Annotated in this window: 12 protein-coding genes; 5 read left to right on the forward strand and 7 right to left on the reverse strand. The window is 49.5% G+C overall.

The window, feature by feature from the left end:
- Positions 1-4: 4 nt before the first annotated feature.
- Positions 5-1,630 (forward strand): L-aspartate oxidase, encoded by a 1,626-nt coding sequence (nadB, locus tag B157_RS0116740; RefSeq protein WP_020604460.1) that lies wholly within the window; start codon positions 5-7, stop codon positions 1,628-1,630.
- A 74-nt stretch (positions 1,631-1,704) separates the two neighbouring features.
- On the opposite strand, the gene B157_RS40275 is transcribed toward nadB, so the two are convergent.
- The 4 genes from B157_RS40275 to B157_RS0116755 form a co-directional block, all read right to left on the reverse strand.
- Positions 1,705-1,803 carry a hypothetical protein gene (locus tag B157_RS40275; protein WP_020604461.1) on the reverse strand — a complete coding sequence of 33 codons (99 nt, stop codon included), beginning with the start codon at positions 1,801-1,803 and terminating at the stop codon, positions 1,705-1,707.
- Between the two features lie 87 nt (positions 1,804-1,890).
- A complete protein-coding gene (locus B157_RS39775) occupies positions 1,891-2,157 on the reverse strand; it encodes a response regulator (RefSeq protein ID WP_020604462.1) in 267 nt (88 codons plus the stop codon).
- Positions 2,158-2,214: 57 nt separating this feature from the next.
- Positions 2,215-2,418 (reverse strand): LPXTG cell wall anchor domain-containing protein, encoded by a 204-nt coding sequence (locus B157_RS0116750; RefSeq protein ID WP_020604463.1) that lies wholly within the window; start codon positions 2,416-2,418, stop codon positions 2,215-2,217.
- Positions 2,415-2,834 (reverse strand): hypothetical protein, encoded by a 420-nt coding sequence (locus B157_RS0116755; protein WP_020604464.1) that lies wholly within the window; start codon positions 2,832-2,834, stop codon positions 2,415-2,417. Before B157_RS0116755 ends, B157_RS0116750 begins: the two co-directional genes overlap by 4 nt.
- A gap of 217 nt (positions 2,835-3,051) precedes the next feature.
- Between B157_RS0116755 and B157_RS0116760 the strand changes: the two genes are divergently transcribed.
- Positions 3,052-4,413: a glutamine synthetase family protein gene (locus B157_RS0116760; protein ID WP_020604465.1), complete on the forward strand. Its 1,362-nt coding sequence runs from the start codon at positions 3,052-3,054 to the stop codon at positions 4,411-4,413.
- A gap of 86 nt (positions 4,414-4,499) precedes the next feature.
- The gene (locus tag B157_RS0116765; RefSeq protein WP_020604466.1) at positions 4,500-5,540 is read left to right on the forward strand and encodes an aminoglycoside phosphotransferase/kinase family protein; all 1,041 of its coding nucleotides are present in this window, start codon (positions 4,500-4,502) and stop codon (positions 5,538-5,540) included.
- Between the two features lie 124 nt (positions 5,541-5,664).
- On the opposite strand, the gene B157_RS0116770 is transcribed toward B157_RS0116765, so the two are convergent.
- On the reverse strand, positions 5,665-7,011 hold the full coding sequence (locus tag B157_RS0116770; protein WP_020604467.1) for a Gfo/Idh/MocA family protein: 1,347 nt from the start codon (positions 7,009-7,011) through the stop codon (positions 5,665-5,667).
- 325 nt (positions 7,012-7,336) lie between these two features.
- Between B157_RS0116770 and B157_RS0116775 the strand changes: the two genes are divergently transcribed.
- Together B157_RS0116775 and B157_RS0116785 are read left to right on the forward strand one after the other, a co-directional pair.
- Entirely contained in the window at positions 7,337-10,354 is a 3,018-nt protein-coding gene (locus B157_RS0116775; protein ID WP_020604468.1) for a TonB-dependent receptor, read from the forward strand.
- Between the two features lie 259 nt (positions 10,355-10,613).
- Positions 10,614-11,993, forward strand: coding sequence for an APC family permease (locus tag B157_RS0116785; protein ID WP_020604469.1), 1,380 nt, complete (start codon positions 10,614-10,616; stop codon positions 11,991-11,993).
- Positions 11,994-12,005: 12 nt separating this feature from the next.
- On the opposite strand, the gene B157_RS0116790 is transcribed toward B157_RS0116785, so the two are convergent.
- Positions 12,006-14,579 carry a GEVED domain-containing protein gene (locus tag B157_RS0116790; protein ID WP_020604470.1) on the reverse strand — a complete coding sequence of 858 codons (2,574 nt, stop codon included), beginning with the start codon at positions 14,577-14,579 and terminating at the stop codon, positions 12,006-12,008.
- 239 nt (positions 14,580-14,818) lie between these two features.
- Positions 14,819-17,770, reverse strand: coding sequence for an FAD-binding and (Fe-S)-binding domain-containing protein (locus B157_RS0116795; RefSeq protein ID WP_020604471.1), 2,952 nt, complete (start codon positions 17,768-17,770; stop codon positions 14,819-14,821).
- Positions 17,771-18,173 lie beyond the last annotated feature (403 nt).

Raw genomic sequence — 18,173 nt, forward strand, 5'->3', positions numbered from 1 at the left:
ATCAATGCCCCATCAATTCGATTTTTTAGTTATTGGCTCCGGCATCGCGGGCCTGAGTTACGCCACCAAACTGGCTATACACTTTGAGGAATTACAGCAGGATATAAAAATCGGTGTCATTACTAAAGTGCAGGCCGATGAAACAAACACCAAATACGCGCAGGGAGGCATTGCCGCCGTGTGGTCGGAGGATGATTCGTTTGAAAAACACATCGACGATACCATGGTGGCTGGCGATTTCTTGAGCGACCGGCACATCGTAGAAATTGTGGTCAATGAAGGCCCGGAACGCATCCAGGAATTGATTGATTACGGTACCCGGTTTGATAAGGAGCACGATAGTACCGACTATGACCTGGCAAAGGAAGGGGGACACTCCGACTTCCGAATCCTGCACTTCAAAGATATTACAGGGGCGGAGATAGAACGCGCCCTGCTCGACAAAGCTCGGTCTATGGGGAGTATCGAGATTTTCACCCACTTCTATGCCGTCGAACTCATAACCCGTCACCAACTGGGCGAAACGGTACATCGCTATGACAATGACAACGACTGTTTTGGAGCCTACGTGTTGAATACCCAAACGGGACAAGTCGAGAAGTTCCTCGCTAAAACGACATTGCTGGCCACCGGGGGGATTGGCAACGTGTATCAGAACACAACGAACCCCAGCATAGCTACCGGCGATGGCATTGCAATGGCCTACCGCGCCAAAGGTATTTGTAAGGACATGGAGTTCATTCAGTTTCACCCTACCGCACTGTACGAACCCGACAAAAAGCCAAACTTCCTGATTTCTGAAGCGGTACGCGGCTTTGGCGGTATTTTGCGCAACATGAAGGGGGAAACATTCATGGAGAACTATGATGACCGACTGTCTTTGGCCCCCCGCGACATTGTGGCCCGCGCTATCGACTCAGAAATGAAGAAGTCCGGCGACCCGCACGTATTCATCGACGTAACGCACGTCGATTACGAACGCTTCGTGGAGCATTTTCCGAATATCACCGCTTACTGCGCCGACCATTACGGGCTGGATTTGAGAAAAGATTTTATCCCTGTTGTACCGGCTCAGCATTACATGTGCGGAGGCATTCGGGTCAACGAGTTTGGGCAAACGAACATCAACTTTTTATATGCCGTCGGCGAATGCGCCTGTACGGGTTTGCACGGTGCAAACCGATTAGCCAGTAACTCCTTGCTCGAAGCAGTGGTATTTGGCCACCGTGCTTACCTGAAAACCGCTGAGAACTACGATAAAGCAATCATGCCCGCCGACATTCCGGCCTGGAATGATGCCGGTACAACTCATCCCGAAGAGTTGATTCTCGTGACCGAAATTCAGCGGGAACTCGAAGCGATCATGTCCAACTACGTGGGTATCGTCCGCTCGAACCGACGCCTGAAACGGGCTATGGACCGGCTCGAACTGCTGTATATCGAACACGAAGAACTCTATAAGCAATCGAAAGTATCCGTACGGATTTGTGAACTGCGTAATATGATTGAGGTGGCTTATCTGGTCATTAAGGCAGCTATGGCCCGACGCGACAACCGAGGGCTGCACTTCAATCTGGATAATGTAGTTCCAGCTATAAAGGTGCCGAGCCAGCCGACTGTCATTATTTGATCCGCTCCGGCAGGTCGTTACGGTAGCTGCTGCTAATCGGGATTTGAGCGTTACCAACGGTAAGTTGGTGACGCTTATTTTTTTTCAATACGGTCGACCGAAGTGACGTAGGACTTGTGTACCAGCATGAATCGGTCGACAGGGAGCATATCAAAGGCTTCGCTAATCGTCATGCAGATGAGGGTTTTCCTGCCCGTTTCCTGAAACGTCAGGTAATTACCCTCCTACTCTACGTACTGTACTTCGATATTAATCCGAACCTAATCGTGACCATATTTTACGAAAACGTAGGGAGATTTCCTGGAATCGCCGGAGAGTCGTTCGCAGGCTTTATTAACGGCCTGCATAAACCGCTCAAAGGCGATAGGTTTCAGTAAACAATCCAGCGCGGTAATATCGGGCCCATCAATATCCAGAAAAACCAGGTCAATAGGTTCGGTTTTCAGGTAGGTAAGGGCGTCGATAGCGTTGACTAACGCACGCTTTAGCTCCAGAAATGGCACCTTACCGGTATGGGCCTTGATCACATCGAGCGCAATGAGTTCGTCGTCAATGGCGATGCCGCGAAGGGTAGGAGGCAGGAATTAGTTTTTGGGTGATTTGATTTTTCGCCATAGTAACAGCGCAATCGCAACGAGCATTACGGCGAAGAAAATACCAATGACGATGAGCGTGTTTCCTGATGCGCCCGTACCACCGAAGAAAACCAGCAGAAAAGCGTAGCCAGCCGTAATGCCAAGCAGTAAGCTGAGGGCGGTAGTGAAAATTTTGCGTCGGTTGGGGTTCATGATTTATCTGCTACAATATGTTCGTGCTGAATTTTGTCTTTTATACGCCGGATGCGTTTCGGGAGAATGAACATGAGTGGAACAAACAGTGAAAACGATAACGTGCTCTTCCCATCTTCGTCAAGCGCAATACCAACGTAGATACCGGTAAAGAAGATAAGCCGGAAGAGGTTTCTTAACGCCTGCTGATTGAAAGTTGTGTTACCAATTTTGAGTTCCATTGAATTTTTAGGTTCTCGGTCTTTATCAGGGTGAATACTACCCACGTTTGCACCGGCAATTGCCGTAATCAGGGCATCAGTAGAGGTCTTGTTAAATGCATTTCCCGTCGATAGAGCAATTTCGTATCTGATGGCACAGAGTATGGTTGGTGCAATAGCTGTAATCAGGATGGCCCTTTTCCAGTCAATAATCATGCGTATCAGCGTTTGATGGTCAAATATATGGATTAGATGGTCATGATGCCAGCCCTGCGTTTTTGGTAAAATTCGACTCAGCATGCACAGGCGAACGCTATAAACGTTGGGAGTAAATGGGCAAACTGTGGAATTTAGCCGAAAGACAATGTTCGTCGTTTGGTTTCTGCCAACAGACGTAACATATTGCGGCTGTTATGTGTCAGCCAAAACTGTTATGAACCAGCAAGACATCATTGACTTCATCAACCAGTGCGATAGTCCTAAAATTAAATATGCCTTTACCGACATTGATGGAGTACTGCGTGGTAAAATAATTCATCGTCAGAAGTTCCTGGATGGCCTGACGGATGGTTTTGGTTTTTGCGATGTTGTCTGGGGCTGGGACTCATCGGATACACCTTACGATAATGGGCAGACGACGGGCTGGCATTCGGGTTACCCCGATGCGGCTGTACGCATTGATATTGCCACGTTTCGGCAACTGCCCTGGGAAGATAACATGCCTTTTTTTCTGGCCGACTTTAGTGCTCCCAAAGGGAAAACGACCGTAGCTGCCTGCCCTCGTTCGCTGCTCAAACGCATAGCGGCACAAAGCCAGGATATGGGCTTTCATGCCGAATTTGCTCAGGAGTTCGAGTGGTTCAACTTTCGGGAAACGCCGAATAGTCTGCAACAGAAAAATTTTCAGCATCTGGAACCCCTGACACCCGGTATGTTCGGGTATTCCATTCTACGCCCCTCCCTCGAAAGTGCTTTCTATCACGACCTGTTTGATTTATTAGCTCAGTTTGATGTGCCGCTGGAAGGATTGCACACGGAAACCGGGCCCGGCGTTTACGAAGCCGCTATCATGCATGACGAGGTTATCCGGGCCGCCGATAAAGCAGCTTTATTTAAAACCGGGGTGAAAGAAATTGCTTATCGGCATGGCGTAGTAGCTACATTCATGGCCAAGTGGAACGCTGCTTTGCCCGGCTGTAGTGGCCATATTCACCAGAGCCTCTGGAATAAGGAGCAGACGAAAAACCTGTTTTTCGATGCATCCAAAGCCGACAGGATGAGCGAATTGATGCGGCAGTATATTGCCGGGCAGTTGTACTGCCTGCCACACATCACCCCCATGTTTGCCCCAACCATCAACAGCTACAAACGCCTGGTAGAAGGGGCGTGGGCACCTACAACCATTACCTGGTCGGTAGATAACCGCACCACCGCTCTGCGGATATTGAATCATAACGAGGCATATACCCGCGTTGAACACCGGGTGTCGGGAGCTGACACGAATCCTTATCTGGCTATAGCTGCTTCACTGGCATCGGGATTGTACGGTATTCGGCATCAACTGTCGCTCGATATTCCGGCTTCCGAAGGAAATGGTTATGCCGACAAGCGGAATGGTATTTTGCCCACAAACCTGGACGAAGCTACCCGGGCCATGGCCAATTCGCCCGTAGCGGCTGAACTCTTCGGCACCGAATTTGTTGACCATTTCACCCGTACCCGCGATTGGGAATGGCGGCAGTACCTCCGGCAAGTGAGTGACTGGGAATTGAAACGATATTTTGAGATAATATAAAAAGTCATTTGTGGTCATTGGTAGTTATCGTGGTCATTCGTTGTTTTAGAATGAGTGACCACGATGACGATAAATGACTAAAAATTATGCGTCTTGTCGACTACGCAACGATTATAAAAAAAGCCTGGGCTGAGTTTGATGGTTCAGTACCAGTCACATCTATCGAAGACATCAGTGCCCGTGTTTCAACAAACCATGTCTTCAAAGTACGATTTGATGATGGGGAGCACATTATTGCCAAGCTTTCTTACTTCGGAAATTATGAGCATTTCCAGGAAGACCATCGCATCATTCATGCCCTGGCCAATAATCTGCTCTATCCGTTTGAAAATGTGCTGGCGAAGTCCTTCATGCGCGATGGCCAGGTGTTTACGTACCGGCATCGGGATGCATTTATTGATGCATGGGTTGTGTTTTATAACCCTATCCGGATTCTGCTGAAATTGCCCCGCCGGTTGGAGGAGCACCATATTCAGATGCTGGGTGGGCAAGTTGCCCGGTTTCATAAAGCCTGCTCGCGGGTGAGCCCTGTGTTGCCGAAATCCAGCAAAACGTTACGCTCCGACATCTGGGATTTAGTGGACTTGCTGGATACGGAAGTGGGGCAGTTTGAGCACCGGATGCACATCAATGAATTGAAACGTCAGTGTGATCTGTTCCTGACCAATCGTCAGAAACTCGTGGCAAAAACGGTAGAAACGATGCCGGTTTTTGTGGACTGGAACATCGGTAACTTTTCCGTGACCGATAATCTGGAATTATACTCCCGCTGGGATTATGACTGGTTCAGGATTAGTTACCGGGTCATGGATTTCTACTTTTTCAGTCGCGTTGTTTCCAATGCAGGTGACCGAACGGTGTTCAGCTACGTGATCGGTCCCATGATGGAAGACCGGTTTCTGCTTTTTCTGAAAGAGTACCACAAGGTTTTTCCGCTTACCGAAAATGAGATTCGTTTTCTGCCCGAAGCCTACCGATTTTTCATCCTCAATTACGTGATCAAATACGGGCGGTATTTTTTTCATCGTACTTACGCCACTAAACTCCAGCGACAGGCTTATCAGACGTACTTTCCGTCTATCGAAACATTCGATGTGGAGAAGATCTTAAGGGCTTTGGACCTGTAGCCCTGAGCTGAACGCGCAGGTGGACTGGTCAACATAATTCAGACGGAAACAGACAAAAAAGAAAAAGGAAGTAAGCTATTGATTAATAATAGTTTACCTCCTTTTCGCTTATACCTTCTTAAACTTACACCGCTATTGTTTTGCCCGGAACGGCAATTGGATAGAATCCATCTTTATCGGGCAGGCTTTTGGGCATTGCATCCCATGCCAGCGTAGTGGGAAACAGATCAATTTGTGAGTTCAGTGCTTCTTCCCATTTCACGGGTTTGCCGGAATAAGTAGCCATACGGCCCATGAGGGCAGTCAGGGTACTTTTGGCAGTCCGTTCGGCATCGGCAAATTTATACTCTCCTTTGGCAATAGCCTCAAATAGTTCATCGTGCTCAATCTGGTACGGGTTGCCATCTTTCTTGGCATCGTACGTGTGAATCGGCTGGCCATTATAGCCCATCAGGGCACTGCTTTTCTTTTCAATACCTTCCACTTTACCCTTGGTGCCCAGAAATAATTCATCCACCCGGCTGTAGGTTCCCTCGTAGTGGCGGCATTGGCTGTTAATGGTTGTTCCGTCTGCATAGAGGTAATCGACAATGTGGTGATCGAAAATTTCGCCGTAGTCTTTCCCGGTCCGAACCTGACGCCCACCGGTTCCCTGGCAGGATACTGGATAGCCATTTTTCACCCAGTTCGCTACGTCAATGTTATGAACGTGCTGCTCGTTGATATGATCGCCACAGAGCCAGTTGAAGTAGTACCAGTTGCGCATCTGGTAGTCCATTTCAGTTTGATTTGGCTGGCGGGGCTTTTGCCAGACACCGCCACTGATCCAGTAAACCTGACCACCCACAATATCGCCCAGCGCGCCATCCTGAATGCGGCTGATCATATCGCGATAGCTGGACTGATACCGTCGCTGGAGGCCCGTTACGACGTTTAGTTTCTTCTTTTTTGCTTCTTCGGCTGCGGCCAGTACCCGTCGAATGCCGGGCGCGTCAGTGGCAACGGGTTTCTCCATGAATATGTGCTTACCCTGCCGCACCGCTTCTTCGAAATGGCTGGGACGAAAGCCCGGAGGGGTGGCCAGAATGACAACATCCGCTAAAGCCATAGCCTGTTTGTAGGCATCGAAACCGACAAATTTATGATCTTCCGGCACCATTACTTTCGGTGTGCCATCAGCCGCTTTTGCCCCACGTTCCGTCAGTGCTTTGTAGGCATTGTCCAGACGATCGCGAAAGGCATCGGCCATAGCCACGATTTTGACATTCTGCTTGGTACTGAGAGCCTGCTGAGCGGCTCCTGTACCACGACCTCCACAGCCAATGAGGGCCACTTTAATCGTATCATTGGCCGAAAAATGATAACCGGCGGCTTTTGTGCTAAAGGGTAGGGTGCTTAGTAGAGCTCCGCCTGCAAGCAGGCCGGACGTTTTCAAAAACTCCCGGCGTTCCTGATTTGAATCGTTTGCCATGTCGAATAAAGATTTTTGTTATGGAAATTGTCTGATATAGAAGCGTATATGCGCCAAAATTTACTAGTGGACTAAGAGAAATATGAAAATTGAGTATTTATTTCTGTAAGACTATGGGCAAGCTCTCCCTGAACACCTGATTACTATACAGTTTTCATGCTGGTGGTAAATACGTACCAACACCAGAATAACCCCTGGGAAACCTGATTAAGGTCGAAAAAAAATTTATTAATGGAAAGATTTTTTTGCACAAAACTCAGACTTATCCGTATTTTTATCGTCAAAGTAACCAAGAGTTACATCACTTATCTTTTTCTCACTTTTTATGAAAAAATTAATTACCTGTTCGATGCTCTTCCTGGGAATTTCTATCCTGTTCAGTACTGCTGTACTGGCTCAGACAGAGATAGCCGGCAAAGTCACCGACGAGGCTAAACGCGACGAACTTGCCGGGATTAGCATTGCAGTGAAAGGGAAAGTTATCGGTACCATTACGGACCAGAAGGGTAACTTTTCGCTGTCTACCAGTACGCCAACGCCTTTTACCATTGCCGTTTCTGGAGTTGGGTTTCAAACCCAGGAATTTGTTATCAATGGTGACCGGAGAGACTTGAATGTAAGCCTGAAAGAGCAGGTATTGATGGGGCAGGAAGTGGTAGTATCGGCCTCGCGGGTGGAGGAAAGTGTGCTGAAATCGCCGGTATCGGTAGAAAGGCTGGATATTCGTTCGTTCCAATCTACCCCATCGGCCACGTTTTATGATGCGCTGCAGAACATAAAAGGGGTAGATATGAGTACCCAGAGCCTAACCTTTAAATCGGTTAACGTGCGGGGGTTTGGTGCCAATGGGAATACCCGGGTGGTACAACTACTGGATGGGATGGATAACCAGGCGCCGGGGCTTAATTTTTCGGTCGGCAACATTGCAGGGGTATCCGAATTGGATCTGGAAAGTGTGGAGCTATTGCCCGGTGCGGCTTCTGCGTTATACGGACCTAATGCCATCAACGGTTTGCTGCTGATGACCTCAAAAAGCCCGTTTCTATACCAGGGTGTCAGCGCCTACGCCAAAGCAGGCGTAATGAGCGCCAGTAACCGCACTACCGCAACGACACCTTTCTATGATGCGGCATTCCGCTATGCCAAAGCGTTCAATAATAAACTGGCCTTTAAGGTGGGCGTTTCATACCTGACCGCCAAGGACTGGCAGGCTACCGACTACCGCGACCAGAGTTTTTCGAACGGTAAAACGCTCGAAAACGGTACGTTCGCTAACAATCCTGGCTATGATGGGGTCAATATTTATGGGGATGCCAGTGCAAACTTGTACTCGAATTTATACGGGAATGGAGCCCCCGGAACGGGCGCCAATGGAACCTCAGCTCTGTTGGGGGCTATTGCCACTACCCAGATTCCGCAGGCTGGAAATGCCACGCTGCCGCAGTTGACGGGCCTGACACCGCAGCAAATCTTCAACAACATTATCCCGAACCTGAACATTTCACGGACGGGCTACGCCGAGAATGAACTGGTCAACTACAATGCTACAAACCTGAAACTGAACGGGGCAGTGCATTACCGGCTAAATGATAATGTAGAGGCCATTGTGCAGGCCAACTGGGGTACCGGAACAACCGTTTATACCGGCGCTGACCGCTATTATATCAAAGGCTTCAAACTGGGGCAGTACAAACTCGAATTGCGCGGGTCGAATTTCTTTGTACGTGCCTACACGACCCAGGAGCGCTCAGGTGATGCCTACGCAACGGCCACGCTGGGGCAGGGTATAAACGAAGCCTGGAGCGGTAGTGCGGCTAAATGGTTTCCGACTTACTTCGGGGCATACGGACTAAACGCCTTCCAGGGCTATGCCGGGGCCTACCTCACGGCTTTGGGTTCCGGTCAGGCACCGGCTGCTGCACTGGCTGCCGCTAATGCGTATGCCAGTAGCCAGCAGAATGCCCTGCTGGATGCGTCCCGGCAGGCCGCCGACCAGGGCCGGCTTGTGCCAGGGACACCTGGTTTCCAGCAGGCCTTCGATGCCGTAACGGGTAGACCTATTCCGGGGAACGCGCAGGGAGTAGGGGCTAAGTTCCTGGATAAAACGAACCTGTATCACGGTGAATTTATGTACAACTTCAGCAAAGAAATCAACCCCAAAATGGTTGAGGTGATTGTCGGGGGGAATATCCGTCGGTATGCGCTCAACTCAGAAGGTACGTTGTTTGCCCGTGATGACAGTGGTAAGGAGTTTACCATTGATGAGTATGGCGCATATGTTCAGGCCTCAAAAACGATAGCTGACATATTGAAACTAACGGGATCGGTTCGGTACGATAAAAACCAGAATTTCAAGGCGCAGATCAGTCCGCGTTTTTCGGCGGTACTGACGCTGGCGAAAGTGCATAATTTCCGGGCATCTTTCCAGCGCGGTTTCCGCATCCCAACGACGCAGGACCAATACATCGATTTGAATACCCCATCTTACCACCTGATTGGCGGATTGCCCTTCCTGAAACAGCGGTATAATTTTAGCGGTAGCCCGGTTTACACGTTGCAGTCGGTACAGGCTTTCGGAGCGGCACTACAGCAGGGCGGGGCGGCCGCCTTGCCGCAGGCACTTGGATTGCTGAAATCATCGGGAAACTCCGGTTATGATCCGGAGCGGGTAGAAACGTATGAGGTGGGCTACAAGGGCTTACTGGGTAACAAATTATTCATCGATGCCTATTACTACTACAACCGGTTCCTGAACTTCCTGGGTAGCGAAATAGTGGTTCAGGGTAAGAATCCCGTTTCGCTGACGGACCCCGTTTCTACGCTTCAACTCCTTAGTGGTTCTACCCGTACCGTGTATTCTTACCCGGTCAATTCGCCCACGCAATTGAAAAATGCGGGCTGGGCCATTGGTGTCGATTATGTATTGCCCGGCAACTACATGATTGGAGCCAACGTATCGTCGAACTACCTGATCGACCAGGACAAGATTCCAACGGGTTTCGTCACGTTCTTCAACACGCCTAAATACCGGTACAACCTGTCTTTCGGTAATAGGGATGTGGCCCGTACCGGTATTGGCTTCAATATAGTGTACCGTGCGCAGGAGTCGTTCCTATGGGAGTCGAGCTTTGCCAATGCGGAGGCAACTGCCCGTAAACAAACGATTATTCCGGCCTATAGTACACTGGATGCACAACTGAGCAAGAAACTGACGGGTATCAAGTCGATCCTGAAAATAGGCGGTACTAACCTGACGGGTAAGCTCTACACGCAATCCTGGGGAAATCCCAGTATTGGTTCTATGTACTACGTTAGCCTAACGTTCGATCAGTTAATGAACTGATCCCTACCCTACGGTGTCGGTTTCTGGAATCGCCAGCCCGGTGGAATCGCCAGCCCGGTGGAATCGCCAGCCCGGTGGAATCGCCAGCCCGGTCAAAACTGATACTACGATTACAAAACAAACAAAAATGCCCTGCGGATCACCGGATCGCAGGGCATTTTTGTTTAGTCAGCTCATTGACGGGCCGAACTTTTAAGTCCATTATGACCGTTGAAAAAAAGCAGTATTTGCCAAACTCGCCCTACTAGTCAATACGCTATTGAACCCAGTTATACCCCCTGATCAGTTTCCTGATTCTTCATCCCCGGCAGCGGAGTTACCACGTCGGCTGACGCTGTTGCAGGGTACCGCGCTGAACATGATCGACATGGTCGGTATCGGGCCGTTCGTCGTACTTCCTCTAGTCATCAAAACACTGGGTGGTTCTCTATTTTTATGGGCCTGGGTGCTGGGTGCGGTCGTGTCGCTGGTCGATGCGTTTGTGTGGGCTGAGTTAGGTGCTGCCTTCCCGAAGGCGGGTGGAAGCTATAATTTTCTGAAAATATCGTACGGCGAACAGCGATGGGGGCGGTTACTTTCTTTCCTGTATGTGTGGCAAACGCTTATTCAGGCTCCGCTGGTTGTGGCTTCGGGGGCCATTGGTTTTGCCCAGTACGCTTCTTACCTGTTGCCGCTGGAGGAGTGGCAGCGTAAAGCCGTTTCGGGTATTGTTGTGCTGATAATTATCGCGTTACTCTACCGGAAAATCGACTCGATCGGCAAAATAGGGCTGATCATGTGGGGGGCTGTACTGCTTACGTTGGGCTGGATCATTATTGGTGGCCTGAGTAATGCTCAGATTCCCTTGTCTGAAACACTCAGTTCGATTGGGTCGGTTAGTGGCGGAGTGTTGGCAGCTGGTTTGGGGCAGGCATCTGTCAAAACGATTTACTGCTACCTGGGTTACTACAATGTTTGTCATTTGGGTGGTGAAATTCAGAAACCCGCCCGCAACATACCGGCCAGCATGTTTATCTCTATTGTTGGTATCGCGGGTTTGTATTTACTGATGAACCTGAGCGTCGTTAGTGTAGTGCCCTGGCAAACTGCCCAAAACAGTGAATTCATCGTTAGTACGTTTGTCGAAACATTGTATGGTCCCCGTGCTGCTCAGTTTGCAACCGTATTGGTATTACTGGTGGCTTTTTCCTCCTTGTTTGCGGTGCTGCTGGGCTATTCACGCGTACCTTATGCGGCTGCCGTAGATGGGCAGTTTTTTAAAATCTTCGCCCGCCTGCATCCAACCCGCCATTTTCCGCACGTATCGCTACTATTGCTGGGAGGATTAGGTTTCGTATTTAGTTTATTCTTCCGCCTTGGTGATGTGATTACGGCTATCCTGGCTATGCGAATTGTGGTGCAGTTTGTTGGGCAGGCCATCGGGTTACTGCTGCTTCACCGTCGGCGAGCTGCCGATGAGTTCCCGTTTAGAATGCCTCTTTACCCCTTACCCGTTGTGCTGGTCATTTGTATATGGCTATTCATTTTTTTCTCCACCGGCCTGACGTTTATGCTGTCGGGGCTGTCGGTTATTGGCCTGGGCATCATCGCTTTTTTGATCTCCGCACAGTTCCGAAAGCAGTGGCCCTTTGGTCATTAGCAACCGGTACTGTCAAGGTGTTCCCACGCGTAAATCAATCAGGGCTACGTCATCTTCGCCATTGAAATTATTAGCGTTTGGCGTTACTGAACCGGGGGTTGAATCTGGGTCGGGTGTATCAGCAGACCATATTTGAGCTCCGTTCAGGAGAGAGCCCGTCGTTGTCGTTAATGCAACAAAAATCAACTGGGTAGCGGTCCCTGCTGCGAGTGAAGCTACTTTCCCTTCAATAATCGTGAAGCCAATTCCGCCGGATACAATACTCATACCGGTGGGAGAGGAAGTAAAGGCAAGCCCCCGCAAAGTATCCCGCACCACGATGTTTGATGCCGTTATTCCACCTGCGTTGGCAATCGTAATCGTAAATGTTGACGGTTGTCCTGCTCTGGATGTTCGTTTATCAACCGTCATTGCCAGTGAGAGGTCTGCTTTGGCCGGGTCGGGAGTGGGTTGACTGGACAAGACGGGCGGCAGGGGAGTCTGATTCGGATTGGGCGAGCTATAAACAGCCGTAACAGCGGTGCTACTATCCGGTGTTCGTATATCCACTGTAGCGGCATCGTCCTGCCCATCGCCCGTGCCGGAACCGGGCTGGCTGTCGGGATCCAACTGGTCGCTGGTCGTAATTTGAGCTGCGTTACTGTAAACGCCCGGCTGCGTAGGTCGAAGCAGGTAGGAAATTGTAGTTGCCTGACCAGCAGCCAGTGAGATACTATTCGTGCCATTTACCGCTGTTGATGAGCCGGTTACGCCTGTGCTGGCACTAACAAATGCTAAGTTAGGAGGGAGTCTGTTTTGCCACTGAATACCGGTTGCGTCGAAAGGGCCATCATTACGGATGGTTAGCGAGTAACTAACGGGTTGATTTACCGCCACTGTTCGGCTACTGGTTTGTAATGACAGACTCAGGTCACTGGTACCGACTACATTAAGTACATAGTCCTCGGTTTCTCCGTAATTATAGTTGCCACAGGGGTTTTTAGGGAAAACGTTATAAGCAACGATGATTCGCACGTCCAGTTTGCCTAGGCTAAGGCTGGCTGGTAAGGTCATTGTACCGGAAAACTGGCCGGATACTATGGGTGATTGGTACAGCAATTCGCCCTGACTTTCTTCAAAAGCATGATTGTGATTCAGGTCTGCCCAGATGGTTACTCCTTCTTGCTCCGTTGTCGTTAAAAGGGTTCCGGTGAATGTGTAGGAATTGCCCGCAGATATATTGGCTGAGATTGCCGTACTGGAACTATAACCACTCGTAGAGCAACCAGAATTCTGACTTAGTACAACCCCGTTCAGGACAAAGCCATTCAGCCCATCACCAGCACTGCAACCGCTGCTACCATAAGTCGGATGGCAGGCCGCCGTTGTAACGCTGGCAGTTGGACTTAGGCCCGTGGTGGTAGAGTTGGACGGTTTAATCCGATAGTAGTATGTAGTGAAAGCAGTCGTTTTTGTATCGGTAAACGTCGTTGTATTCGGTCCAACGCCCCCAATCAATACAAAACCGGTAGAGGGAGACAGGGAACGCTCAATGAAGTAGCCCATTTCGTTCGTTCCATTATCCTGCCAGGTTACCTTAACCTGGTTATTGGATAAAGATGCTACCACGTTACTGGGTGGTAATACCAGCGTGGGGGGGTAGGTTAAACTATAGGCCGTGTGCGACTGGCGAAGGGCCAGTCCGGCTTGCATACGATCATATTGCCCTGCGGTGAAATTGTGCGTACAGGGAAAATAATACGACATTATATTTTGAACAGACGGCGAATACAGCGCATTGTTCGCATCCCGCGCTGTGCTGTTGGGGTTATAAATCGGACAGCCGTTCGCGTCATTAATCAGATTGGCCCCTTGTTTCCCGTATGGATCGGCGGGTGTATCGCAAAGCAGATCGCCCGTTGTTGCGCAGTTAGCACCCGCACCCCGGGTTACCAGCTCTGTTGTGCCTGCGGTACCGTTGTTATCACCAAAGGTATGGATCAGATTGAACGTATGCCCTAACTCATGCGGGACGAGCCGGTTACCCATATCATCCAGGTTGTAATCTTCATTCAGAATAAATGAACGGGTAGAATAAATATCGTTGGCCGGATAGTAGGCGTAGCCACCTATGCCCGCCGAAAAATTGTTGACATAATACTGATTAAGGGCATTGGTAGCGTCGCGACTACCTGCCAGGGCATCTTCATTGGCAGGGTCATAACTATTGAAGTACGCATCGTTGTCAACATAGTCAGGAGCAGTACCGGCCAGGTAAAACTGGATGCCGTAGCCGTTGAGTAGATAATACGTGTTGGTAATGGCTATAACCTGATTGATACTGGCAAGCGACATGCCGCCCGTTCCGTCACTTTTGCGAAGAATGTGCGGTCGGATGGGTACATAGGTGATGGACGTAAAAGTAGCGTTGGTGCCTTTTTTCGCGATGAGCGCGTCATACGCTTGCTGCTCCAGAATCTGCCGCTGTGCAGTGGTGAGGGTAGGAACAGCGCATTCAACGGGAATTGGTTTGTGGCGTTGAGCTGCCACGGAGCTATAAAACAGCAGGAATATACCCAGCCACAACAGCCAGTAACTATTTTTCATAAAGACTACGGATTGACGATTGTTCTGATGTTGTAACTGTTGCGGTAAGTTGAGCAATATTTATGCCATATATGAACTGTTTTTGATGGATTGATGAAATTATAATCTACCTTCTGAATAGAAATTAGGGCGTAGTAGACCAGCATACCATTTTGGTTGGTATGGCATTAACAAAAGGATAAATACCTGTGCGGAAGGGCGCACTCTTTTTTTGAAAAAATGTCTGCCTGCCTGCTGGCCTATGCCAAAGCGGCAAACAGAATCTCTGCCGGGTGGCTGGCTTTACGGGAGGTGCCATCTTTAATCTGATGGCGACACGAGGTGCCCGGTGCCGCAATAATGACATCATCGGGCTGCTGACGAACAGCGGGAAAAAGAACCAGTTCCCCAATTTTCATCGATACCTCGTAGTGTTCTGCTTCGTAGCCGAATGAACCGGCCATGCCGCAACAGCCGGATGGAATCAGTTGTACCGTGTAGTTTTTGGGTAAAGACAAGGCTTTTTTGCCCGGTACCAGCGAGGACACTGCTTTCTGCTGGCAATGCCCATGAAGCTTGATGAGCCGCTTCTGGTCCGTAAATTGATCGGGTCGGATACGTCCCGCTTCCATTTCCCGCGCTATAAATTCTTCGAAGGTCAGGGTGTTTTGGGCCAGATGTCTGGCACTGGCTACCAGTGATTCATCGACCAGGTCAGGATATTCATCCCGGAACGTGAGAATGGCCGATGGTTCCAGGCCCACCAGGGGCGTTTCGGTCGTTACAACGTCTTTCAGGAGTCGCACGTTTTTCTCGGCCAGGGTTTTGGCGTACTTCAGCATACCTTTCGAGAGGGCAGCCCGGCCACTTTCCCCGTGCCTGGGAATAATGACTTCATAGCCCAGACGCTCAAAAAGCTGAATCGCTTTCTGCCCAACCTGTACATCATTGTAGTTGGTAAACTCATCGCAGAAAAGATACATACGCGTTGGACTGGTACCCTGGAAGCCTGGTTTCCGCTTTTTAGCCCAATTTTCAAGCGTAGTGCCTTCCAGCAACGGCATAGTCCGTTCGGGGTGAAAGCCAACCACCCGATTCGCTATGCGCCGAAGCCAGGGAGTGCCAAGTACCCCATTCCAGGCCCAGGGTACCAGTGATGCCAGTGATGATAAACGGGCAAAGTTGGCAATCAGTCGGGAGCGAACCGGAATGCCGTTAGCATCATAATAATGCTGTAAAAATTCGGCCTTCAACTTGGCCACATCTACGTTTGACGGGCATTCGTTCTTGCAGCCTTTGCAGGAAAGGCAGAGGTCATAAACCGCTTTGATTTCTTCGTGGTCAAACCGGTTTTCTTTCGGAGAATGGGTCAGCATTTCGCGCAGAATGTTAGCCCGCGCCCGCGTCGTATCTTTCTCGTTTCGGGTGGCCATGTAACTGGGGCACATGGTGCCACCGGATGCCTCGGTTTTACGGCAATCGCCCGAGCCGTTGCACTGCTCGGCGTGTTGGAGTACGTTTTGGTCGTTGTAGCGGAAGTACGTCTGGAAATCGGGCGTTTGCTGATTGGCTTCGTACCGTAAAAACGTATCCATAGGGGGCGTTTCTACAATTTTGCCGGGGTTAAAAATACCCTCCGGGTCCCAGGTATGTTTTATCTGACGCATCAATTCATAATTGTGTGCGCCCACCATTTGCGGAATAAACTCACCCCTCAGTCGCCCATCACCATGTTCGCCCGATAGCGAACCATCGTATTTTTTAACCAGCGTGGCAATTTCTTCCGCAATCATCCGATACTGCCGGTGTCCTTCTTCTGTTTTGAGGTTGATGATAGGACGCAAATGCAACTCACCCGAACCCGCATGGGCGTAGTGAACCGCGTGCATCTTGTGTTTGGTCAGTATGTCATTGAAGTCGCGGATATAGTCGGGCAGGTCGGCTACGTCAACGGCTGTGTCTTCAATGACCGCTACGGCTTTTTCGTCGCCCGGCAGGTTGCCCAGCAAGCCCAGTCCCGCCTTGCGAAGGGTCCATATTTTTTTGGTATCGTCGCCAAACAGCAACGGATAATGATATCCCAGGCCAGCCGCCTGCATGTCGGCTTCCATGGCCGTAGCCAACTGCTCGATTTCCTCTCTTGTATCGCGTGAGAGGTCGACTACGAGGATAATGGGGAAATGATCTGTCGGAGTTTTCTGGACGAAAAAGCTGTTTTTCTGCTGTTCAGGATTCGTTGCTGCCCGTTCCAGAATAATATCATCGATCAGTTCGACCGCATACGGTTTGTACGGTAACGCTACCAGGGTGGCCCGTAAGGCTTCGTCGATGGAGTGGCAGTGAACACAGACCAGGCCGCTTTCCCTGGGCGGCAATGGTACCAGATTCAGCTTGATTTCCGTCATGAAGCAAAGCGTACCCTCCGAACCAGCAATGAACTTCGCCAGATTAAATGGCTCACCATCTGCCGTAAACGGCTGCATGTCGAGCAGAGTATCCAGGGCATAGCCTGTGTTTCGTCGCTCGATTGACTTCTTGGGGAAGTTGCGCCGGATTTCCAGCTGGTTATCTGAGTCCGACAGGATCGCATTTGTTTTCAGGATGATCTTGTCGAATACTGTAGCGGTGCCGTTTCGACGACTGGCTTCGCTTACCGATTTGGTGAAATCCCAGCCGCTCATAGCCCCAAATTCAACCTCGTTGCCATCGGCTAATATTGCTTTTACGGACAGGGTATGTTCACGCGTGGCCCGGTACACGATGGAGTTGGAGCCGCAGGAGTTGTTGCCCACCATACCGCCAATCATGGCCCGGTTGGCCGTGGAGGTTTCGGGACCGAAGTATAGGCCGTATGGCTTTAAGAACTGATTTAATTCATCGCGAATAACACCAGGCTGCACCCGCACCCAGCGTTCTTCAGGGTTTATTTCCAGGATTTTTGTGAAATGTTTGGACACATCAACCACAATACCGTTGCCCACTACCTGCCCGGCTAGAGACGTACCGGCAGTGCGCGGAATAAGGGATGTTCTGTGCTCCCTGGCAAACCGGATAAGTGCCTTTAAATCATCAACCGTTTTTGGGATAGCCACGGCAGCAGGCATTTCCCGATAGGCAGAGGCATCGGTTGCATACAGGGTGCGGTGAGTAGTGTCAAAGAAGAGATCACCTGCTAGTTTATCAGCTAAAGCGTTAAGCGTTTCTATACCCATGGAAGCACACTGACCGATTTTCAGTCGAAAAAAATTAGTGAGCAAAATTAAATGTAATTACTGCAAATTTTAGGCGGTAGCCATAAAAAATAGTTAGCTTTTATTGGAAAATTTATAATTTTTCTAAGTTAAGTTTTCTCTTTAACTTGTTGATTATTAATAGTATTACACATTTTTGTATATTTCCGGCAAGGAAATAGTTCAATTTTTTTACTCTTTTTAAGGAATATTATGATACGATTTTGACAGCAACCAGTCAATTTTTAACCTCAGAGCATTTGTATTTTTGTTTTAACATGCTGTAATTCGCTAAATGGTTCAGGTTTAGATTCTATAAATTCCTCTCAGACTACTAAAGTTTTATAAAAATTAAACTATATTCTTCCTTTAGTAGTATTAAAAA

Origin of the sequence: Spirosoma spitsbergense DSM 19989 (assembly GCF_000374085.1) — a bacterium.
In the GTDB taxonomy this organism is placed as follows: Bacteria; Bacteroidota; Bacteroidia; order Cytophagales; family Spirosomataceae; genus Spirosoma; species Spirosoma spitsbergense.

What these genes read in the sequence shown, in the direction of transcription:
- B157_RS0116755 (WP_020604464.1), bottom strand. Translation starts at nt 2,834, where the DNA reads ATGATTATTGACTGGAAAAGGGCCATCCTGATTACAGCTATTGCACCA.
- B157_RS0116775 (WP_020604468.1), top strand. Translation starts at nt 7,337, where the DNA reads ATGAAAAAATTAATTACCTGTTCGATGCTCTTCCTGGGAATTTCTATC.
- B157_RS40275 (WP_020604461.1), bottom strand. Translation starts at nt 1,803, where the DNA reads ATGACGATTAGCGAAGCCTTTGATATGCTCCCTGTCGACCGATTCATG.
- B157_RS0116760 (WP_020604465.1), top strand. Translation starts at nt 3,052, where the DNA reads ATGAACCAGCAAGACATCATTGACTTCATCAACCAGTGCGATAGTCCT.
- B157_RS0116765 (WP_020604466.1), top strand. Translation starts at nt 4,500, where the DNA reads ATGCGTCTTGTCGACTACGCAACGATTATAAAAAAAGCCTGGGCTGAG.
- B157_RS0116790 (WP_020604470.1), bottom strand. Translation starts at nt 14,579, where the DNA reads ATGAAAAATAGTTACTGGCTGTTGTGGCTGGGTATATTCCTGCTGTTT.
- B157_RS0116770 (WP_020604467.1), bottom strand. Translation starts at nt 7,011, where the DNA reads ATGGCAAACGATTCAAATCAGGAACGCCGGGAGTTTTTGAAAACGTCC.
- B157_RS0116750 (WP_020604463.1), bottom strand. Translation starts at nt 2,418, where the DNA reads ATGAACCCCAACCGACGCAAAATTTTCACTACCGCCCTCAGCTTACTG.
- B157_RS0116795 (WP_020604471.1), bottom strand. Translation starts at nt 17,770, where the DNA reads ATGGGTATAGAAACGCTTAACGCTTTAGCTGATAAACTAGCAGGTGAT.
- nadB (WP_020604460.1), top strand. Translation starts at nt 5, where the DNA reads ATGCCCCATCAATTCGATTTTTTAGTTATTGGCTCCGGCATCGCGGGC.